Here is a 19579-nt window from a genome sequence, read left to right as displayed (position 1 = left end):
CAGTTCGGAGTGTTCAGGCTTGGGGGACCAGAGCGTTGATACGCTCGATGGCACGAATGACCGCAGGTCGTGCAGAGACTGTTTCATGCCAGCGTTGAACATGAGGCGATGCCGAGAAATCCACATCGGCGAACTCACGGCGCCACATCCATCCGAAATGTGCGATGTCCGCGATTGAAAACTCATGGCCCGCGACAAATTCCGAGCGAGCCAGTACACCGTTCAGCACGCTGAGCGCGCGTCGGGCTTCACCGTGAAAACGCGCAATCGCAACTGGCAGCGGTTCGGGCGCGTGCTTGAGGAAAAAGCCCGCATGGCCGAACGCGGGGCCCAAGGTCGATGCATGGAAGAACAACTGCTCAAATATCCGGGCGCGGGTTTCAGCGTCTGCCGGAAGAAGACGACCGTGTTTTTCGGCCAGGTAAACCAGGATTGCCGCTGATTCGGTCAACACCAATGGCTGGCCGTTGGCGCCTTCTGGGTCGATCAAAACAGGGACTCTGGCGTTTGGATTGATCGCGATGAACTCGGGCGATTTTTGTTCGCCCTGACGAACGTTGATTGCCCGCAATTCATATTCCAGGCCCATCTCTTCCAGGGCGATGGGCACCTTCAAGCTGTTAGGTGTGGCAAAAGCGAGGACTTGCAGCATGTCGATTACCTGTGGGGTTTGAGGGGCATGGTGTTTCATGACCGACAGAAAAATTTTGCATGCCCCCAGGCAATACCGGCAGACTGCTCGAAGTGATATGAATCATTCCGGGGAAGAATAAGATGGATCGGCTGGCTGCCATGGAAACCTTTGTCTACGTCGTGGAGACGGGTTCTTTTTCCGCGGCGGCCAGGCGTCTGAACGTCGGGCAGCCGGCTATTTCAAAAAACATCGCACAGCTGGAAGAGCGCCTTGGTGTTCGTCTGCTGACCCGTTCGACGCGCGGGTTATCCGCGACCGAGGCCGGCACGCTGTTTTTCGAACGGGCGAAGAAGGTCATCGAGGAGGCCAGCGAAGCCGAACTCGCCGCACGCGGGGCGGGTGCCGGGTTGAGCGGCACACTGCGTATTTCCACGACGGTAACGTTCTCCCGATTGCATATTCTTCCCCACCTGGGCAGGTTCCTGGAGATGCACCCTCTGCTGGACGTTGACGTGCGCCTGGACGACCGTTCGGTGAACCTGATCGAGGAGGGCGTCGACGTCGCCTTGCGCATGGGCAACCTCAGTGATTCGGGTTTGACGGCAAGGAGGATCGCCCGCTGCCGACGGCTTGTGCTGGGGACGCCGGCCTATTTCGAACGGTGTGGCCTACCCGAGTCCCCCGCGGACCTGGCAGATCATGAAGCGGTGATCTATTCGCTGGGCGGGGGTGGAACGTCATGGCTGTTCAAGAAAGGCGCCACCGAACAGTCGGTCACCATCAGCGGCCGGGTGCGAGTCAGCGCTGCCGAGGGCGTTCGAACCACCGTCTTGTCAAACTATGGCCTCACGCTCTCTTCGGAGTGGATGTTCTCGCCCGAGTTGGCCAGCGGCGAGGTGGTGTCGGTGCTTGAGGACTGGACGCTGCCGGATATGGACCTTTGGGCCATCTTCCCGACCGGGCGCATGGCAAGTGCCAAGGCCCGGGCATTTGTCGCCTATGTGGAGCAGTTGATGGGGAACGTTGCCGAAGTGGATGCCTGAGGCGCCAAGGCAATTAGTCCACAGTGACTTTTCCGGTCGAGAACTCGATTTTCAGATTCAGCCGCCCTTCATTGACCAGCCAGGGCCGAATGGAAAACTTGCGTGCTCCGCACTGATGCATGGGGTCCTGCGCGGCAATTTCCCTGGCATGTTCAATCGAGGTGGCGCGGATGATGAACAGGCCGTCACCATCCCAGTACTGCTCATCGTCACTCCAGTGAGGCCCGGCGGCGACCAGGATGCCTTCGCGCTCGATCTTGCATTGATGCTCGAGGTGGACGGGAAGGTTGTCCATCACCGGGCCCATCCCGTTTGCAGGCGTCGAAAACACGGCATAGAACTGCTTCTGCAACATGCCCTTGCTGGCTGCAAGAACCTGCTCGCGAGTGACTCGGTTGTGTTCCATGCTGCTACCCGTATAAAGATAATAAGTCTGCTCATTTAGGGGCTGTCTGATTATCGACGGATTAAGCGTTTTTTCAGTCCACCAGGGAAACACCGCAGCCGCGGTAGTCCCGGTCCCCGACCTTGAGCAGGACGCTCGCCTCGAACTCCTGGCCGCTCATATCGTCGGTGCAGGTTTCCCTGTCGATCAGGACCTGGATCTCGGTGCCGTCGGCGGCATTGCCGAAGAAACCCTCGGGCGTCGTCTCGGTCTTCGCGACATCGGTTTTCTGTTCGCCGTAGTTCATTTCCAGATGCAGCGCCGGTGTTTCTCCCCGGCCGATTTCCACCGACCAACCCGGTTCATTGCCCACGGCGCGAAAGCTGATATTGCGCTGCTTGGCCTGGGCCCAGGGCGAGTTAGGGTCGCTGAGGGCATGCTCGGACAGGGCGTTTTTCGGAACCGCGTCCTTGGAGGCCGTTGACTGGTCGCATCCGGCCAGGGAAAACAGCAGTACAGCGCAGAGAAACTGGGTAGAAGTCATGAAGGCAATTTCTGTGCTTGAAAGCCCACGAGGTTAGCGCAGTCGCCTGGACCCGGCGGAAAACGAAGGTTTCAAAGTGTAAAAGTGCGATCGTCATGGAATAAAACCCCGCAGCCGGGTGTTCTGTTACATCGGGCTTCTGGCGTGCGTGGCCTCTACGGCCAATACTGTTCGCTCGCTTATCAGTGCCTTTGGGCATTCGTTGTTTGATCCACGACCTGAGGGGGATTCAATGCCAGTTGTGACTATCGATGGGCAATCGCTTCATTACCTGGACCAGGGGGCGGGCGAGGTGGTTGTCCTCGGCTCCAGCTACCTGTGGGACAGCGCCATGTGGGCGCCGCAGATCGCTGTTCTGGCCCGGCATTATCGGGTGATCGTGCCGGAGCTCTGGGGTCATGGGCAGTCCGGACCTCTGCCGGAAAATACCCGGGCCCTGGATGACCTGGCCAACCAGACCCTGGCCCTGCTCGATCACCTGGATATCCAGCGTTTCAGCCTGGTCGGCCTGTCGGTCGGTGGCATGTGGGGCGCGCGTCTGGCGCTGGCCGCGCCGCAGCGTATTCGCGGGCTGGTGCTGATGGATACCTATGCCGGCGCCGAACCGGAAGCCACCCGGCAGTATTACTTCTCGATGTTGAAGATGATCGAGGACGCCGGCAGCATTCCGCCACCCCTGCTCGATGCCATCGTACCGATTTTCTTCAAGGCCGGCGTCGACCCCGAGGCCTCGTTCTACCAGGCTTTGCGCAGCTCCCTGACGACCTATTCCAGCGAGCGTCTGCGCAACAGCATCGTGCCCCTGGGCCGTCTGATCTTTGGCCGGGACGACCGCCTGGCAGCGCTTGCGGCCCTGGACGCGGAAACCACACTGGTGATGTGTGGCGAGCAGGACAAACCGCGTCCACCGAGCGAAGCACGGGAAATGGCCGAGTTGATCGGTTGCGCGTATATCGGCATCCCCGAAGCCGGTCATATCTCCAGCATCGAGAACCCGGAATTCGTCAACCAGGCGCTGTTGGCTTTCCTGGCGAAACTGCCCGGGTAATCAGCCCGGCTTTTGGGTACGCTGATAGAACAGACAGAGCCGCCGATGCGGCTCTTTTCTTTACTGATTTGACCGAGGGCGTGCCGTGGACAGATTCCAGGAAATGCAGGCGTTTGTTGCCGTGGCCCAGGAGCAGGGGTTCTCGGCGGCGGCGCGGCGCCTGAACCTGTCGGCGCCCAGCGTCACCCGGGCGGTGGCGGCCCTGGAAAAACGTATCGGCGCGCAGTTGCTGGTCCGCACCACGCGCAACGTGCACCTGACCGAGCCCGGCCTGCGTTATCTCGAAGACTGCCGACGTATTCTCGGCGAACTGGAAGAGGCCGATGCGTCGGCGGCGGCCAGTCACGCGCAGCCCAGCGGGCAACTGACCGTGACCGCGCCGGTGTTGTTCGGCGAGTTGTACGTCACGCCGGTGATGGTGCGTTATCTCGACCAGTATCCGGCCGTGGACATCAATGCCTTGCTGGTCGATCGGGTGGTGCGCATCGTCGAGGACGGCATCGATGTGGCGATACGCATCGGCGAGTTGCCGGACAGCGGCCATCATGCGGTGCGGGTAGGGCAGGTGCGCCGGGTGGTCTGTGCTTCGCCTGGCTACCTGGCCAGGCATGGGCGGCCCACTCATCCGGACGAACTGCGCCAGGCGCGGATCGTCATGACCTCGGCGGCATCCCAGGTGCGCAGTTGGCAGTTTGTCGATGGCGACAAGCCGCTGAGCATCCGCTTGGAGCCGCGCCTGGCGGTGACCGCGAACCAGGCGGCGATCCGTGCGGCCTGCCTGGGTGCAGGGTTGACCCGGGTGCTGTCCTACCAGGTGGCCGACAAACTGGTCTCCGGCGAGCTGGAGGTGGTGCTGCAAGACTTCGAACTGCCACCGCTGCCGATCCATGTCGTGTTCCAGGGCGGGCGCAAGGCCCCGGTGCGGGTCCGCAGTTTTGTCGATTTCGTGGTGGCGGCTCTGCGCGAACACCCGGCGCTGAAAGGCTGAACCGGCGCGGAAAGACCTGGTTTATTTCGCTGCATGAAATACTGGATTGCCATTTTTGGTGATTCTGTTGTTTTCAGCGAAGGCGGAAGATGACTCCACTGGTGCGATCCATCCCGGTTCGTGCCGCTGCCCGCGGAGTCCATCATGTCCCAGACCGCCATCAAGCTTTATAACTTCTCCCGTTCCGGCCACGCCCATCGTGCCGAATTGATGCTGTCCCTGCTTGGCCTTCCGGTCGAACTGATCCATGTGGACCTGCCCAGCGGTGCCCACAAGAAGCCCGAGTACCTGGCCCTGAACGCTTTCGGCCAGGTGCCGGTGATCGACGACCAGGGCGTGGTCCTGGCCGACTCCAACGCGATCCTGGTGTACCTGGCGCAGAAGTACGGCAACGGGCGCTGGCTGCCGACCGATCCGGTGGGTGCTGCCCGTGTGCAACGCTGGCTGTCGGTGGCGGCGGGGCCGATTGCCTTCGGTCCGGCGCGGGCCAGGCTGATCACGGTGTTCGGCGCTTCCTTCGACGCCGATGAAGCCATCAGCCGTTCCCACGCACTGCTCAAGGTGGTCGAGCAGGAACTGAGCCATACGCTGTATCTGGTAGGCAGCGAGCCGACCGTTGCCGATGTTGCCGGCTACAGCTATATCGCCCATGCACCGGAAGGCAATGTCTCGCTGGCGGACTACCCGAATGTCCGGGCCTGGCTGGCGCGTATCGAAGCCTTGCCAGGTTTTGTGCCGATGCCGCGGACCGTTGCCGGTTTGCAGAGCGCCTGAGACGGATAAAGTCCCGGTCTGTTCCGGCCGGGACCTTTGCAGTGGAGAAGTCGTGATGAACGAACCCGGAGTTTCACCCTGGCATGCGGGCGAGCGGCAGATGCAGACGCAAGTCGGCGTGGCCGAGCGGATGGCGGAGCTGGGCTCCAAGGTAGTCCGTGACTATATGCCGGACCAGCATCGCGACTTCTATCGCCAACTGCCCTTCATGCTGTTCGGCGCGGTGGATGAAGCAGGTCGCCCCTGGGCGAGCCTGTTCGAGGGCGACCCCGGTTTTGCCCTGTCTCCCGATCCCCGGCATCTGCTGCTCGACAGCTTCGCGCAGCCCCAGGACCCGACCTTTTCGGCATTGCAGGCGGGTGCCGCATTGGGCTTGTTGGGCATCGAATTGCACACGCGGCGGCGTAATCGGCTCAACGGACATATCGAGAGCCGGGGTGATCAAGGCCTGAACATCGCCGTGGAACACAGCTTCGGTAACTGCCCGCAATATATCCAGTTGCGCCAGTTTCGGCGGGTGGCGGCGATTGACCCGGCGCTGCAGGTCGTACACCGCGCCCAGACGCTGGATCCGGAAGCGACGGCGATGATTCGTGCCGCCGATACCTTCTTTGTCGCCAGCTATGTCGACATTGACGGAGTCCGTTCGGTGGACGTTTCCCATCGCGGCGGGCAAAGCGGTTTTGTCCAGGTGGAAGGCGATTGCCTGACCATCCCGGATTTTGCCGGCAACCTGCACTTCAATACCCTGGGTAATCTGCTGCTCAATCCCCGTGCCGGCTTGCTGTTTATCGATTTCAACAGCGGTGATCTGCTGCAACTCAGCGGACGTACCGAAGTCATTCTTGACGGTCCCCTGGTGAAAGCCTTCCAGGGTGCCGAGCGGTTGTGGACGTTCCACGTGGAACATTCCGTGCGTCGTCCGGCGGCATCGACCTTGCGCTGGAAGTTCGAAGCCTTTTCACCCAACAGCCTGATGACCGGCAACTGGCCGCAAGCCGCCGCCCGCTTGCAGGCCGAAGCCCTTGGCAACAGCTGGCGGCCGTTGCAGATCACCCGGATTGTCGAAGAGAGTTCGACCATTCGTTCGTTGTACCTGGAACCCATCGATGGAGCAGGGATGCCGGTATTTCTCGCCGGGCAACATTTGCCCCTGCGCTTCGACATCGATGGGCAAAGCTATATTCGGACCTACAGTCTGTCCGGCGCACCCTCGGATTCGTTTCTGCGGATCAGCGTCAAGCGTGATGGCCAAGTCTCGTCGCATATCCATGACCAATTGCGGGTGGGCGACCGGATCGAAGCCCGTGCTCCTCAAGGGCACTTCACGGTGGCGGCGAATGAACGACGGCCACTGGTATTGCTCGCGGCGGGAGTCGGCATCACGCCCTTGCTGTCGATGTTGCGGGAAGTGGTATACCAGGGAAAACGCACGCGGCGCATGCGGCCCACCGTGCTGTTTCTCAGTGCCCGGTCCAAGGCGGAATTACCTTTTTGCGACGAACTGGATGAACTGCTGGAGCGCGGCGGCGAAACCGTGCAGGTGCTGCGCTTGCTGAGTCAGCCGGAACCGGAGGCGGTGCCGGGTGAGGATTACGACCTGCCGGGGCGGTTGAGTGTCGAAGTCATGCGTTCGTTGTTGCTGGTCGAGGACTATGACGCGGTGGATTTCGTGCTGTGTGGGCCAGGCGGTTTTACCCAGAGTCTGTACGACCAACTGCGGGAGATGGATATTCGCGATGACCATATCCACGCCGAGACCTTCGGCCCGTCGACCTTGCGGCGACAACTGGACCCTGGCTTGAGCCCGATCGAACAGCCACCTGCCGCGACGGTTGCGGTACCGGTAGTGTTTCATCAGTCGGCTAAGGAGGCCCGCTGGCAACCGGACGGTGGCAGCCTGCTGGAGTTGGCGGAAAGTCGCGGATTGCGTCCGGAATTCAGTTGCCGGGTTGGTTCATGCGGGACTTGCAGCACACGCTTGATCAGTGGACAGGTGCATTATCCATACCCCCCGGCCGAACTGCCGGGCGAGGGGCAGGTGCTGATCTGTTGTGCGATCCCAGCCAGTAGCCCGGAGCCGTTGTTGCTGGACATCTGAATCTCGATCTCTGTGGGAGCCGGCTTGCCGGCGATGGCGTCCGTTCGGGCGATGCAGGGTTCGAGGGCCTCATCGCTGGCAAGCCAGCTCCTACACGGACCGTGGCAGCAACGATATTTTGCGCTTAGGCACAATCTTGTAGGAGCCGGCTTGCCGGCGATGGCGGGCGGTCAGGCGATGCAGGACTCAAGGGCCTCATCGCTGGCAAGCCAGCTCCTACAGGGGGCTGTGGCAGCAACGATATTTTGCGCTTAGGCACAATCTTGTAGGAGCCGGCTTGCCGGCGATGGCGTCCGTTTGGGCGATGCAGGACTCAAGGGCCTCATCGCTGGCAAGCCAGCTCCTACACGGACCGTGGCAGCAACGATATTTTGCGGTGAGGCACAAATTTGTAGGAGCCGGCTTGCCGGCGATGGCGTCCGTTCGGGCGATGCAGGGTTCGAGGGCCTCATCGCCGGCAAGCCGGCTCCTACACGGACCGTGGCAGCAACGATATTTTGCGCTTAGGCACAAACTTGTAGGAGCCGGCTTGCCGGCGATGGCGTCCGTTCGGACGATGCAGGGTTCGAGGGCCTCATCGCTGGCAAGCCAGCTCCTACAGGGGGCTGTGGTAGCAACGATATTTTGCGGTTAGGCACAAACTTGTAGGAGCCGGCTTGCCGGCGATGGCGGCTGATCAGGCAATGCAGGGCTCAAGGGCCTCATCGCTGGCAAGCCAGCTCCTACAGTAGGGCGTCTTAGCGCCGCAAAGCGGTATCGATCTGGCTCATCCGGCTGCGCAGGGTGAACACGCCGTCGCCCGACAGAATCGCCCCGCGGGCAAACAACCGGCCGTCCTCCCAGTTCGAAAGCCCCAGCTCCGGCTTGTTCAGCGCATATTGCCCATCGACCCAGCGGGTAAATCCGTCACCGACAAATGGCGCATTGATGCTGTTGTAGAAGTAGTCGTGGGCCTGGCGCTCGGCGCTGATCAGCGACACGGTAAACTGCGGGCTGTAGCGGTTGAAGAGGCCGATGGCCTGGTCTAGGTCGTCGACGATCTTCAGGCTGACTTCCGGCGTCTCTTCCCATTCCCACTCGCGGCCAAGTTGCTCTTCGGCCAGGGACTCGGTCTGCGCTTCCTCTTGATACCCATCGGCGCGCTGGATCCGTACCCGGGCCTTCAGCCACTGCTCGGGCAGGACACCTTCGTCACCGCTGACGATATGCAGCTTGCAGCTCTGGCCGCGGGCCACGCCGGCTTGAGTCAACGCTTCAAGAAACAGCGGCACCAGTTCGGCCGCGCGCTGGCGATGGATCACGCAGACATTCAGAGTATTGCAGACCTTGCGGTCGAGGGAGTTGCGCACCACCTCGGCAAAACGCGCCGCATCGGCATCCTGGTGCGCCACCAGCCAGGCACCGCCGGTGCCATGCAGGCTGACCACGGTACCGGCCTGTTGGGCGATGCCGCCGAGCTGTTTCACCGCATGGCCCGAACCCCGCGCCACCGCCAGGGACAGGCGGCGGTCGGCGAACATCGCCCAACCCGCCGCGCGATCGATGCTTTCCACCAGCGACACCGCGCCCGCCGGCAGGCCGGCCTCACGCAACGCCGGGTCCAGCGCATGCTTGACGATCGCCTGGGCAGTGCCGAGGGCATCGCTGCCGATCCGCAGTACGGCGGTATTGCCGGTACGCAGGACCCCGGCCGCATCGGCAAACACGTTCGGTCGACCTTCGAAGACAAACGCCACGACGCCCAGCGGCGCGACCACCTGCTCGACCTTCCAGCCGGCATGTTCCACGGACTCGCGGACTCGCCCGCGAATCAGCGGTGCATCGCGCCAGGCGCGCAGCCCGGCGATCATGTCGCGGCGCATGGCTTCGCTGGCCAGCAGACGGGTGGTGGAGCGTCCCAGGGCTTTGGCCCGGGCCAGGTCGGCCTGGTTCGCCGCCTCGATCAGGGACCAGGAGGCGGGCGTTTCCAGGTGCTCGGCGAACAGGTCGAAGAAGCGGCTGATGGCTTCGTCCGACACCTGCGCCAGGGCGGTGAATGCACCCTGCGCGGTGTCGATGGCCTTGGCCGCGATCTGTTGCACGGCCTGCGGGATCAACAGCAGTTCGCCGCTGCCCTGATCGACCAGCAGGTGATCGCCCGGCTGGAAACGCTCGGCCAATTCCGGCGGCACCGGGGAAACCCGGTTACCCGCGTAGAGAATGGGAGTGCCGGCGATAAGACGATCGAGCGTGCTGGTCATGGTTCGCAAACTAGTCAGGAAAGGAAGGGCAAAATGTATAAGAAAAACGCCGTCGGCTCACCTGCTAACCGTATTTCTTTTGCACGACATTACACCTTCGATGGAACATGTTCTGGTGTAGGAGCCGGCTTGCCGGCGATGGCGGTATGACAGGCGATGCAAGGCTCAAGGGCCTCATCGCCGGCAAGCCGGCTCCCACAAGGTTGGTGTGGCGTGTCAGTGGCAAGGTAGGTGTTGTGTCAGGGGCCAGGCAGCCCGCTCCTCAGGCCTGCTGGATAAACGCCAACCTGGCGGCGAAGCCGATCAGCAAACCGCCGAACAGCCATTGCTGCACACGCTGGGCCCGTGGACTGTTGTCCAGCCATCGACCAATCCAGGCTCCTGCCAGGGCATAGCAACTGTCGAACAGTAGGCCGATCACCACTAGCGTCACGCCGAGCCCGAGAAACTGCGCGCCGACCGCCCCGGCCCGGGGATCGATGAATTGCGGCAGCAGGACCGAACAGAACAGCAGCGCCTTGGGATTCAGCAGATTGGTCAACAGCCCCTGGCGCAGCGCTCCGCGCCAGTTCAGCCGGTGCACCCGCTCACTTTCGCTGTCGGCGCCCAGGGCGGTCAGGGTGCCGGGGCGCAGCATGCGCACGCCGATCCACAACAGGTAGGCGGCCCCGAGCAGACGCACTGTATCGAAGGTCCAGGGCGCGGTCTTGAACAGCGCCGCCAGGCCCAGGGCAGCCAGGCCGACATGGCAGGCACGGGCCATGCCCAGGCCCAGCGCGGTGGTCAGGGCCAGGCTGCGCCCATGCCGTGCGCCGGTTTGCAGCAGCAGGATCATGTCAGGGCCGGGAAGCAGATAGATCATTGCCAGCGCGAGCAGGTAGAGGAGCATCGTTACCATTCTCCGAGGTCGGGGTGAAAAGTCCGAAGGGAAACCAGGGAAAAGTCTATGCTGGAAGAGCGGGGCAGGTGCTTGCGTATTCGACCCGATAAAGCCTTAGACTTGGCACTTCATGCCAATCATGACGGAAGAGGTAGTCGGATATGCCAAAAATAAAACTCGATGCCTACGACCGCAAGATTCTCTCCGCGCTGCAGCGGGACGGCCGCCTGAGCAATGTCGAGCTGGCGGAGCAGATCGGTCTGTCGGCGTCACCGTGCCTGCGGCGGGTGCGCATGCTCGAAGAGGCCGGGGTGATTCGCGGCTACCAGGTGAACCTGGACCGGGATGAGGTCGGCCTGGGGCTGACGGTGTTTGTCGGGGTCAAGGTCGAGCGGCACCACGAAGCCGACGCCGAGGCCTTCCGGCTGGCGGTCACGGCCTTGCCGCAGGTGATCTCGGCATTCCTGGTGTCCGGTGAATCGGACTTCCTGCTGCAGGTGGTGGTCCCCGACCTGCGTGCCTACGAGCGTTTTCTCACCGGTGAATTGCTGAGGCTGCCGGGCGTGCGGGACATCCGCAGCAACTTCGCGATCCAGGCGGTGAAGACGCCCGGACCGCTGCCGCTGGACCATCTGCCCGACTGATCTAGATCTGCGTTGCCAGGCCTTCCACATTCATCGCCGCCTGGCGCAGTGCTTCGGAGCGCGTCGGGTGTGGGTGGCAGGTCAGGGCGATATCCTCGGCGGAGGCCGAGAACTCCATGGCCACGCAGTATTCGCCGATCATTTCGCTGACGCTCGGTCCGACCAGATGCACGCCGAGTATCTCGTCGGTCTGGGCATCGGCCAGGACCTTGGCGAAACCTTCGGTCTCGTGGTTGATCTTGGCGCGGCTGTTGGCGCTGAAGGGAAACTTGCCGACCTTGTAGGCGCGGCCTTCGGCCTTGAGCTGTTCCTCGGTCTTGCCCACGCTCGCCAGTTCCGGACGGGTATAGATCACGCTGGGGATCAGCGCGTAGTTGACCTCGCCGGCCTTGCCGACGATCTGTTCGATGCAGGCCATGGCCTCGTCCTCGGCCTTGTGGGCGAGCATCGGGCCCGAGGTGACATCGCCGATCACCCAGATTCCCGCCGCCTCGGTACGGTGCCCGCGGTTGGCGAGCAAGCCGCGCGGGTCGGTAGTCAGGCCGACATTTTCCAGGCCGAGGCCGCGGGTGAAAGGACGGCGACCGATCGCCACCAGCACGTAATCGGCCTCGATCAGTTCGCCTTCGCCGCCTGCCGCCGGTTCGAGCCGCAGTTGCACGGCGCTGGCGGAGGTCGTCGCGCGGGTCACCCTGGTACCCAGCTTGAAGCCGATCCCCTGTTTGGCGAGGGCGCGTTGCAAGGTCTTGCCGGCTTCGGCATCCACGCCGGGGCAGATGCGGTCCAGGTATTCCACCACCGTGACCTGGCTGCCCAGTCGCCGCCAGACCGAACCCAGTTCCAGGCCGATCACCCCGGCGCCGATCACCACCAGGTGCCGGGGCACTTGCGGCAACGACAGGGCGCCGGTCGAATCGAGAATGCGCTGGTTGTCGATTGCCACGCCGGGCAATGGCGTCGGCTCGGAGCCCGTGGCGATCACGATGTCCTTGGCTTGCAGCAGCGTCTTGTGGCCCGCGGCGTTGGTCACTTCGACCTGGCCCGGCCCGGTGATGTGGCCCCAGCCCTTGATCCACTCGACCTTGTTCTTGCGGAACAGGTACTCGATGCCCTGGGTCAACCCGGCAACGCTGTTGTCCTTCTGCTTCATCATCTGCGCCAGGTTGAGGCTGGGCGTCACCTCGATCCCGAGATTGGCGAGTTCGCCGCCAACCGCCGCTTCATACAGCTCGGAAGCGTGCAGCAAGGCCTTGGATGGCATGCAGCCGACGTTCAGGCAGGTGCCGCCGAGGGTTTCCCGGCCTTCGATGCAAGCGGCCTTCAGGCCCAGCTGGCCGGCACGGATGGCCGCGTTGTAGCCGCCTGGTCCGCCGCCGATGATGATGACGTCGTAGCTGCTCATGGCTGTTCTCCTGCAAGTTTTGTCGCGAGGGGGTAAAAATATTATGAGTATAATATGAGCGCATTGAAGAGCGCCGGTCAAGCGACCGGGCAGCACAAGCCCCAATGCCTGTCAGTCAAGATGAACACGGACCCTGTAGGAGCCTGGCTTGCCAGCGAAGCTTTTAGCGGCTTCATGGGCCTCTTCGCTGCCACGCGGCAACCTGTGTGGCGAGCGTACCCGCCACAAGGTTTTATCTCTTCAAGGCCGGCTTCAGGTCCACCAGTAGCGCACCAGGTGGAAGAAGATCGGCGCGGCGAAGCACACCGAATCCAGCCGGTCGAGCATGCCGCCGTGGCCTTCGATCATATGACCCCAGTCCTTGACCCCACGGTCGCGCTTGATCGCCGACATGACGATGCCGCCGGCAAAGCCCAGCAGGTTGATCAGCAAGGCGATCAGGAATGCCTGCCAGGGATTGAACGGAGTAATCCAGAACAGCGCGCCGCCGATCAGCGAGGCCAGGGTGATGCCGCCGACAAAGCCCTCGACGGTCTTCGATGGCGACAGGTTGGGCGCGATCTTGCGTTTGCCCAACAGCTTGCCGCAGACGTACTGGAGCACATCCGACAGTTGCACCACGATCACCAGGTAAGCGATCAGCAGCAAGTTGCGACCTTCGTAGCCGGCGATATCCAGGGTCAGCAGCGCCGGTACGAATGACACGCAGAACACCGCGATCATCAGCCCCCACTGCACCTTCGAGGCCCGTTCCAGGAAGTGCGTGCTGTCACCGCCCAGCGAGGCGAGGATCGGCAGCAGCAGGAACACGTAGACCGGGATGAAGATCGAGAACAGCCCGTACCAGTCGCTATAGATCAGCAGGTATTGCAGCGGCAGGGCGAGGTAGAACGCCGCCACCAGCGCGGGATAGTCACTGCGCCGGGTCGGTGTCAGGGTCAGGAACTCGCGCAGGGCGTAGAACGACACCGCATAGAACAGCAGGATCACCGCGCCGGTACCGAGCCAGAAGGCCACGCCGATCACCAGCACCATCACCCACCAGGCATTGATCCGCGCGTTGAGGTTGTCGATCACCGCGTTCGGCGTGCCGCGGCTACGCCATTGCAGGGCGAAGCCGATCAGCGAAGCCAGGACCAGGATCATGCCGATCCCGGCGAACAACATCAGGGTCTGCCTATCCATTCAGTGTTGCTCCGGTGCCAGGGCCAGCAGCGCATCGCGGCTGCGTTGCAGGAAGTGTTCTTTGCTTTCGTCTTCTTCGAGCCGCAGCGGGGCGCCGAAGCTGGTGGTGCACAACAGCGGTAAGGGCAAGACTCTACCCTTGGGCATGACGCGGTTGAGGTTGGCGATCCACACCGGAATCAGCTGCGCCTGTGGATAAGTCCGCGTCAGATGGAAGATCCCGCTCTTGAATGGCAGCAGGCCGTCTTCCTGGTTGCGCGTGCCTTCGGGAAAGATGATCAGTGAGTGGCCCTGTTCCAGCGCGTCGAGCATCGGTTGCAGCGGGTTATCCCCAGGCTCCTTGCGTTCGCGGTCGATCAGCACGCCGTTGAACACCCGGCGGATGATGTAGCGGCGCAGTGCGCTCTTGTTCCAGTAGTCGGCGCCGGCCACCGGCCGCGTCAGCTTGCGCAGCGCTGGCGGCAGCGAGGCCCAGAGCAGCACGAAGTCGCCGTGGCTGCTGTGGTTGGCGAAGTAGATCCGCTGCACCGGGTCTGGCCCGCAACCTATCCACAGGCTGCGGGCGCCGGTAACGAGGCGGGCGCCGGAAGTGATCAGGGTGGCAACCACAGGTTCGAACATGACGATTCCTTATCTGGCGAAGGGCAGCCAGGGGCTGGCCAGAATGACGATCAGTGGCAGGGAAATTTGCACAATCAACAGCAGCGCCTGGCGCTTGAGCAGACCCAGCGCGCCGCGGCTGCGTTCGGCCCAGGGCCGCGTCGGCACCTGCCGTGGTTGCAGGTCGAGGTCATGCAGCGCCTGGTCCAGGGCTTCGGTGCGGTCGCCCAGGACGCTGGGTTCCCCCGCCATCAGTTGGAACAGGTCGGCATCGAAGGCGACGCGAAAGGCCCAGTATTTCTGCAGCAGGCCCGACAGCACCAGCCAGGCGCTGAGCAGGAGGCACCAGTGACTGATTGTGCCGATCAGCAGCGGCGCCAGTCCCAGCAGCACGCCGAGCAGCGTCAGCCCTGTGGATAACTGATCCAGCGAGCGCCCGCGTCGCAGCAGGCTGGCGACCACTTGCAGCGGCATGTCAGCGGACATCGGCGATCCCCAGGTTGCCGGGCGTCGGCTCGGGCGCCAGGTGGAGCATGGCTTCCAGCGCCTGGCGATGGTGCGGATGCAAGACCACGCCGGGACGTGCCGCGCGGATCAGCGCCAGCGCACCATCGATCTCTGCTGCCCGGCCGCTGTGCAGCAGCCAGGCCGCCAGTGCCGTGGCACTGCGCGAATAACCCAGGGCACAGCAGACCAGCAGCGGCCCGTGCTGGCGCAGTTCCTCGATACTCAGCGCCGTTTGCCGGCATTGCTCGGCGGACGGGGCGATCAGATCCAGTAGCGGAATGCTCCGGTAGGCCCGGCCTTGTGGCGCCAGCGGCAGCTCGGCGCACAGGTCGACAACAGCCCTGAACGGACCGGCCTGCAGCTCGCGGCGGCTCGGCAGGCGCCCCAGCCAAAGGTTATCCACAACCTGGTCGGGCTGTGGATGGGATCTTGTCCACAGCCGTGAATTGATCCAGGCGCCAGCCCGGTAGGGAGCGAACAGCCAGCGTGCGGCGGGGCTCAGGCTGCCATCGGCGCGTTTCTGGAAGCCCGCGGCACCGAGCAGCGCATAGTTTAGCGCCACCAGCCCGAGGGCCAGCGCCGGCCACAGCAGCCACAAGGCGACACCGGCAAAACCGCAGGCGGCGATGGCCAACAGCGCCGCTCCCAGCCCGTAGCGCACGGCCAGGCCGAGGCGTTTGCCGTCATGGGCCAGGCGCGCCACGGCGAGAGGGCTGGAGCGATCGTCCGGCCACAGCCAGACACACAGCCAGCCGGCCAGGGCGCCGGTGGGGACATCGATAAAGTGGTGTTGATAAGTGGTCAGCACCGACACCCCGATCAGGGCGAACCAGCCATGTACCAGCCAGCGTCCGACCCCGGCGAAATGCCGGCGATACATGACCCAGAGGATCACCAGCAGCGCGATATGCAGCGACGGTGCCTGGTTGAAGGGCTTGTCGAAGCCCGCCAGCACCGCGAACAGCCAGCCGAACACGCCGTCCAGCGGTGGTCGGCTGAAGGTGAAGGTCAGCGGCCAGAGCAGGAAGCAGGAGACGGCGATCACTTGGGCGGTGAGCAGGCGCAAGGCGTGCCGGTCGAGCTCGCGCTTGCTCCCGGGCAGCAGCAGCGACAAGCCGTACAGCAGGTCGATGGACCAGTAGGGCACGATGGTCCAGGCCCAGAACGGCATGTGGCTTTCCCAGTCGAACACGTAGCTGCCGACATCGCTGCGCTGGCTGGTGTACCAGGTGGCGAAGCCGTAGCTGGCGAAGAACAGCGGCGCCAGCAGGATCAGCCAGAGCACGGCCCGTTTCAGCAGGCCGGCTTCGCGCACGGTGGCGATCATCATTGCACCCGTTGGGCCAGGGATACGCTGAAGATCCCCCATTCATCGACGCGCTGGGTGATCTTGCGGAACCCGGCGGCTTCCACCAACTGGTCCATTTCCGCCTGGCTGCGCCGACGCATGACCCAGGCCTGGCCCTGGCGGTGACTGGTCAGCGCCCGGGCGATCAGCTCCAGCTGCGGATGCCACGGCTGCCCGGTGTAGACCAGATAGGCACCCGGCTCGCAGGCCTCGGCCAGGCCGGCCAGGGAGTTGCCGACCATCGTGTTGTCGGCGAACAGTTCGTACAGGCCCGATACCACCGCCAGGCTCGGCTTGGGTTCCAGTGCGGCGAGGTCGGCGCGGTCAAAGGCGTCGCCCTTGACGAAGCGGGCGATAGTTTCCAGGCCCTTTTCGACGATCAGGGCGCTGCCGTCGCGCACGTTGATATCGCTGTAGTCGCGCAACAGGATCGATTCCGGCAGTGGCGTCACCCCTTGCAGGGCTTCGAGGATATAGCGCCCGTGGCCGGCGGCGATGTCGACGATACGTACTTCGCGGCCCTGTTCGCGCAACTGGGCCATGGCCTGGCGCAACAACTCTTCGACATGCAACTTGCGTTGGCGGATACCGCGCCAGCCGATCGAGTTCAGGTAGTTCTGGTCGATCATCCGGCCGAGGGCGCTGTGCCCGGTGGGGGTGTTGCGGTAGACGTAGTCCAGGGTGCTGCCGGAATCGAAACCGGTGTCGAAGCCGAGCTTGACCCCGGCCGACAACTTGCTGCCCAGGCCCATGCTGGCGCGGGTCAGGCGCCAGTAGAGATCGCGCGGCGAGTTGTGCGGCAGCGGCGCGGCCAGTGCCTCGGATTCGGCGCAAGTATCGCCGATACGGTCGGCGTCGAGCAGTGCCGGGCGATTGACCGGGCTGAGGAAGTTCTGCTCGATAAAGCGTTTGGCACGGCTGACGGCCAGGTGCCGGTCGCGTTCGCCGAGGGTGTCGTGGAAGAACCCCGGCAGTATGTGCAACTCCTTTTTCAGGCTGCCCAGGCGTTGGAAGAATTGCTCCTGGGGTTTGCGATGGACGACGAAGTCCGCACCGGAGATCAGCAGTTGGGTCGGCACCTGGATCGCATTGGCGTCGGCGACCACCCGGTCGGCGGCCTCGTAGAGCCCGAGCAGCACGTTCACCGAAATGGCCTTGGTGATCAGCGGGTCGCTGTCATAGGAGGCAATGCGCTCCGGGTCGTGACTGAGGAACTTGGCCTTGACGTAGCTGTTGACGAAAAAGTTGCCGCGAAAGCGCCGCATCAGGGCCAGGCCCGGCCGGGCGAAAGGCACGTAGAGCTTGACCTTGAAGGCCGGTGAGGCCAGCACCAGGGCCCGAATCCGTGGAGCGTAATCGTGCACCCAGGTGGCAACGATCACCGCGCCGACGCTCTGGGCGACCACGGCGATATTTTCCTCGGCGATATCGAACGTGGCGCCGAGGTGATCGCAGAAGGTCTGTACGTCGCGCACGCTGGTGGCGAAGCTCGGGCTGTCGCCCCGTGCGCCCGGCGACTGGCCGTGGCCACGGGCGTCCCAGGCGAAGAAATCGAAGTCCGGCAGGTTCAGTTCATCCACCAGATGGGCAATGCGCCCGGAGTGCTCGTGGCCCCGGTGGAACAGCAGGATGGCCTTGCGCGGCTCGCCGGCGACGGGCGCGCTGGCCGGCCAGTGACGATAAAACAGTTCGACGCCATCGTGGGTGCTGAAGGTGCGGGCTTGCTCGTCGCGCATTGCAATATCCTTGTGCTGTGTCGCAGATCGGTGGGGAGCTTGGGCAGGTCTGTATTTTTATGATTTCTGGTTCCTGAGCCGCTGTCAGGGTGCCGTGGCAACCTCTTTCAGGCCCTGGCGTACGCGGTTGACCAGGGTGACCAGCAACAGTGCCGCCATCAGCAGGAACAAGCCGTTTATCCACAGGGCATTGATCAGGCCGAAGGCCACGGCGGTGGCGATCACACCCAGGACAAAGGCGCGGTCGCTCTTGCCCATGGGGCCGTCATAGCGCCGCGAGGCACCGATCAGCGGCCCCATTACGCCGGCGTACTCACTGAACAGTGCCAGCAGGGTCACCAGCAGCACCGCGAGCAGGCTGACTTCGGGCAGCAACGCGAATGGCAGGATCAACGCGCTGTCGGCGACGATGTCGCACAGCTCGTTCAGGTAGGCGCCCAGCTTCGATTGCTGGCCGAACTCCCGGGCCAGCATGCCGTCGATGGCATTCAGGGCCATGCGCAGGATCATCCACAGCGGGATGATCAGGAACACCCCGGGATGAACGGCAAAGGTCGCCACCACGGCACCCACCAGCAGGGAAATGATCGCCGCGCTCAGGGTCACCTGGTTGGCGCTGGTGCCATTGTCGAAGAGGCGCTGGACGATGGGCCGCAACAGGTTCTGGAAGCGAGGCTTGAGCTGGTAGATCGAAGGCATGGAAGCGACGGTCCTTGTCTGAGAGGGAAGCGGTTCCGGGAAGGATTTGCGCAAGCAGGCACGGCTGTTTTTTGCGCAACTGAATTATTGCCACAAATGACAAGGGCTGACATTAGGTTCCGGATAAAAATGCGTGCGGCTGGACATATTCTGGAAACAAACTTCGGACAGCCCACGCAGAAGGTGCAGATCACGCCATGAATCCAGCTGTCAGTCCCCTGGATTCATGGGCGGGACACTCAAAGTGATAGCTTATTGCTAGTACTGATCAGGGAAGGATCTTCAAGATAGGTGGTATGGGGATAACGCGAGTCAGTGTGGAAATCGACACGTGATCCTCGGACCGTGATCAGGCTGGCGTCGATAGTGATGCAAAGTGTCTGGCCGCTCTTGAAGGTCAGGCGATGAACTTTCTCATCGTCTTCCTGGCGGATTTCATGGCTGATCAGATCCAGCAGGTTGTTCAGTGCCAGGCGTGCCCCGGGTTGATTGATGGTCAGGCAACTGGTTCTGCCGGAGTGACCGGCAGGCCTTGGCGACCGTTGAAAATAACGATATTGATTCAGATCTTGACTCATGGCGGCTCCGTCGCTCGGAATGCATGCCGAGTGTTGGCGATAGTATGGGTCACCAGCATGCACAGGGGTATCAAGTGTCTTGGCCGTTCGGCCTATAGTTATGGGGTTTCGAACTTATTGTATTTCATTACATGAATATCCAGGCCCGTTTGGCAGGCGCCGGGCTTTATCTTCAACCTTTTCAGTGGCTTCGTTTTAACGGAGTGGGCTCGCTGAAAAAGGTGCCATATAAATATTCAAGTG

At 62.9% G+C, this 19579-nt stretch carries 19 protein-coding genes; 6 read left to right on the top strand and 13 right to left on the bottom strand.

Going from position 1 to position 19579, the window contains the following annotated elements; genetic code table 11:
• Nucleotides 1–13 precede the first annotated feature (13 nt).
• The gene (locus HX851_RS04600) at nt 14–652 is read right to left on the bottom strand and encodes a glutathione S-transferase family protein (RefSeq protein ID WP_177065175.1); all 639 of its coding nucleotides are present in this window, start codon (nt 650–652) and stop codon (nt 14–16) included.
• Nucleotides 653–774: 122 nt separating this feature from the next.
• Between HX851_RS04600 and HX851_RS04595 the strand changes: the two genes are divergently transcribed.
• The gene (locus tag HX851_RS04595) at nt 775–1677 is read left to right on the top strand and encodes a LysR family transcriptional regulator (RefSeq protein ID WP_177065173.1); all 903 of its coding nucleotides are present in this window, start codon (nt 775–777) and stop codon (nt 1675–1677) included.
• 13 nt (nt 1678–1690) lie between these two features.
• On the opposite strand, the gene HX851_RS04590 is transcribed toward HX851_RS04595, so the two are convergent.
• Both HX851_RS04590 and HX851_RS04585 read right to left on the bottom strand, forming a co-directional pair.
• Nucleotides 1691–2083 carry a YciI family protein gene (locus HX851_RS04590; protein WP_177061874.1) on the bottom strand — a complete coding sequence of 131 codons (393 nt, stop codon included), beginning with the start codon at nt 2081–2083 and terminating at the stop codon, nt 1691–1693.
• Between the two features lie 73 nt (nt 2084–2156).
• The gene (locus HX851_RS04585) at nt 2157–2606 is read right to left on the bottom strand and encodes a hypothetical protein (RefSeq protein ID WP_177061873.1); all 450 of its coding nucleotides are present in this window, start codon (nt 2604–2606) and stop codon (nt 2157–2159) included.
• A gap of 232 nt (nt 2607–2838) precedes the next feature.
• Between HX851_RS04585 and HX851_RS04580 the strand changes: the two genes are divergently transcribed.
• The 4 genes from HX851_RS04580 (at nt 2839) to HX851_RS04565 (ending at nt 7517) form a co-directional block, all read left to right on the top strand.
• The gene (locus tag HX851_RS04580) at nt 2839–3654 is read left to right on the top strand and encodes an alpha/beta fold hydrolase (protein ID WP_177061871.1); all 816 of its coding nucleotides are present in this window, start codon (nt 2839–2841) and stop codon (nt 3652–3654) included.
• An 85-nt stretch (nt 3655–3739) separates the two neighbouring features.
• On the top strand, nt 3740–4642 hold the full coding sequence (locus HX851_RS04575; RefSeq protein ID WP_177061869.1) for a LysR family transcriptional regulator: 903 nt from the start codon (nt 3740–3742) through the stop codon (nt 4640–4642).
• A gap of 144 nt (nt 4643–4786) precedes the next feature.
• Nucleotides 4787–5416, top strand: coding sequence for a glutathione S-transferase family protein (locus tag HX851_RS04570; protein ID WP_177065171.1), 630 nt, complete (start codon nt 4787–4789; stop codon nt 5414–5416).
• A 55-nt stretch (nt 5417–5471) separates the two neighbouring features.
• Complete coding sequence (locus tag HX851_RS04565) at nt 5472–7517, top strand: 2Fe-2S iron-sulfur cluster-binding protein (RefSeq protein WP_177065169.1); 2046 nt, start codon at nt 5472–5474, stop codon at nt 7515–7517.
• A 737-nt stretch (nt 7518–8254) separates the two neighbouring features.
• Here HX851_RS04565 and HX851_RS04560 read toward each other — a convergent pair.
• Both HX851_RS04560 and HX851_RS04555 read right to left on the bottom strand, forming a co-directional pair.
• Nucleotides 8255–9757, bottom strand: a complete 1503-nt coding sequence (locus HX851_RS04560) for an aldehyde dehydrogenase family protein (protein WP_177063255.1) — start codon at nt 9755–9757, stop codon at nt 8255–8257.
• A 262-nt stretch (nt 9758–10019) separates the two neighbouring features.
• The gene (locus tag HX851_RS04555) at nt 10020–10655 is read right to left on the bottom strand and encodes a LysE family translocator (RefSeq protein ID WP_177063256.1); all 636 of its coding nucleotides are present in this window, start codon (nt 10653–10655) and stop codon (nt 10020–10022) included.
• Between the two features lie 152 nt (nt 10656–10807).
• Between HX851_RS04555 and HX851_RS04550 the strand changes: the two genes are divergently transcribed.
• Nucleotides 10808–11281 (top strand): Lrp/AsnC family transcriptional regulator, encoded by a 474-nt coding sequence (locus tag HX851_RS04550; RefSeq protein ID WP_177065229.1) that lies wholly within the window; start codon nt 10808–10810, stop codon nt 11279–11281.
• A gap of 1 nt (nt 11282) precedes the next feature.
• Here HX851_RS04550 and lpdA read toward each other — a convergent pair whose 3' ends face one another.
• From lpdA to HX851_RS04510, 8 genes are all read right to left on the bottom strand, one after another.
• Complete coding sequence (lpdA, locus tag HX851_RS04545; protein ID WP_177063257.1) at nt 11283–12683, bottom strand: dihydrolipoyl dehydrogenase; 1401 nt, start codon at nt 12681–12683, stop codon at nt 11283–11285.
• Nucleotides 12684–12935: 252 nt separating this feature from the next.
• A complete protein-coding gene (locus HX851_RS04540) occupies nt 12936–13868 on the bottom strand; it encodes a phosphatidate cytidylyltransferase (RefSeq protein WP_177063258.1) in 933 nt (310 codons plus the stop codon).
• On the bottom strand, nt 13869–14489 hold the full coding sequence (locus tag HX851_RS04535) for a lysophospholipid acyltransferase family protein (RefSeq protein ID WP_177063259.1): 621 nt from the start codon (nt 14487–14489) through the stop codon (nt 13869–13871).
• A 9-nt stretch (nt 14490–14498) separates the two neighbouring features.
• On the bottom strand, nt 14499–14954 hold the full coding sequence (locus tag HX851_RS04530; RefSeq protein WP_177063260.1) for a hypothetical protein: 456 nt from the start codon (nt 14952–14954) through the stop codon (nt 14499–14501).
• Nucleotides 14944–16305, bottom strand: a complete 1362-nt coding sequence (locus tag HX851_RS04525) for a phosphatase PAP2/dual specificity phosphatase family protein (protein WP_177065167.1) — start codon at nt 16303–16305, stop codon at nt 14944–14946. Before HX851_RS04525 ends, HX851_RS04530 begins: the two co-directional genes overlap by 11 nt.
• Nucleotides 16302–18059, bottom strand: a complete 1758-nt coding sequence (locus tag HX851_RS04520) for a bifunctional alpha/beta hydrolase/class I SAM-dependent methyltransferase (RefSeq protein ID WP_177063262.1) — start codon at nt 18057–18059, stop codon at nt 16302–16304. The genes HX851_RS04525 and HX851_RS04520 overlap by 4 nt, the downstream gene beginning before the upstream one ends.
• Nucleotides 18060–18143: 84 nt before the next feature.
• Nucleotides 18144–18758: a CDP-alcohol phosphatidyltransferase family protein gene (locus tag HX851_RS04515; RefSeq protein WP_177065165.1), complete on the bottom strand. Its 615-nt coding sequence runs from the start codon at nt 18756–18758 to the stop codon at nt 18144–18146.
• 239 nt (nt 18759–18997) lie between these two features.
• Nucleotides 18998–19336, bottom strand: coding sequence for a hypothetical protein (locus tag HX851_RS04510; RefSeq protein WP_177063264.1), 339 nt, complete (start codon nt 19334–19336; stop codon nt 18998–19000).
• Between the last annotated feature and the right edge of the window lie 243 nt (nt 19337–19579).

Origin of the sequence: Pseudomonas gingeri, from assembly GCF_013385635.1 — a bacterium.
Lineage (GTDB): Bacteria > Pseudomonadota > Gammaproteobacteria > Pseudomonadales > Pseudomonadaceae > Aquipseudomonas > Aquipseudomonas gingeri_A.
Note: the sequence above shows the minus strand (reverse complement) of the source record. Positions and strands in the feature narration are given on the sequence as shown.

What these genes read in the sequence shown, in the direction of transcription:
- HX851_RS04600 (WP_177065175.1), bottom strand. Translation starts at nt 652, where the DNA reads ATGCTGCAAGTCCTCGCTTTTGCCACACCTAACAGCTTGAAGGTGCCC.
- HX851_RS04595 (WP_177065173.1), top strand. Translation starts at nt 775, where the DNA reads ATGGATCGGCTGGCTGCCATGGAAACCTTTGTCTACGTCGTGGAGACG.
- HX851_RS04590 (WP_177061874.1), bottom strand. Translation starts at nt 2,083, where the DNA reads ATGGAACACAACCGAGTCACTCGCGAGCAGGTTCTTGCAGCCAGCAAG.
- HX851_RS04585 (WP_177061873.1), bottom strand. Translation starts at nt 2,606, where the DNA reads ATGACTTCTACCCAGTTTCTCTGCGCTGTACTGCTGTTTTCCCTGGCC.
- HX851_RS04580 (WP_177061871.1), top strand. Translation starts at nt 2,839, where the DNA reads ATGCCAGTTGTGACTATCGATGGGCAATCGCTTCATTACCTGGACCAG.
- HX851_RS04570 (WP_177065171.1), top strand. Translation starts at nt 4,787, where the DNA reads ATGTCCCAGACCGCCATCAAGCTTTATAACTTCTCCCGTTCCGGCCAC.
- HX851_RS04565 (WP_177065169.1), top strand. Translation starts at nt 5,472, where the DNA reads ATGAACGAACCCGGAGTTTCACCCTGGCATGCGGGCGAGCGGCAGATG.
- HX851_RS04560 (WP_177063255.1), bottom strand. Translation starts at nt 9,757, where the DNA reads ATGACCAGCACGCTCGATCGTCTTATCGCCGGCACTCCCATTCTCTAC.
- HX851_RS04555 (WP_177063256.1), bottom strand. Translation starts at nt 10,655, where the DNA reads ATGGTAACGATGCTCCTCTACCTGCTCGCGCTGGCAATGATCTATCTG.
- lpdA (WP_177063257.1), bottom strand. Translation starts at nt 12,683, where the DNA reads ATGAGCAGCTACGACGTCATCATCATCGGCGGCGGACCAGGCGGCTAC.
- HX851_RS04540 (WP_177063258.1), bottom strand. Translation starts at nt 13,868, where the DNA reads ATGGATAGGCAGACCCTGATGTTGTTCGCCGGGATCGGCATGATCCTG.
- HX851_RS04535 (WP_177063259.1), bottom strand. Translation starts at nt 14,489, where the DNA reads ATGTTCGAACCTGTGGTTGCCACCCTGATCACTTCCGGCGCCCGCCTC.
- HX851_RS04530 (WP_177063260.1), bottom strand. Translation starts at nt 14,954, where the DNA reads ATGTCCGCTGACATGCCGCTGCAAGTGGTCGCCAGCCTGCTGCGACGC.
- HX851_RS04525 (WP_177065167.1), bottom strand. Translation starts at nt 16,305, where the DNA reads ATGATGATCGCCACCGTGCGCGAAGCCGGCCTGCTGAAACGGGCCGTG.
- HX851_RS04520 (WP_177063262.1), bottom strand. Translation starts at nt 18,059, where the DNA reads ATGCGCGACGAGCAAGCCCGCACCTTCAGCACCCACGATGGCGTCGAA.
- HX851_RS04515 (WP_177065165.1), bottom strand. Translation starts at nt 18,758, where the DNA reads ATGCCTTCGATCTACCAGCTCAAGCCTCGCTTCCAGAACCTGTTGCGG.
- HX851_RS04510 (WP_177063264.1), bottom strand. Translation starts at nt 19,336, where the DNA reads ATGAGTCAAGATCTGAATCAATATCGTTATTTTCAACGGTCGCCAAGG.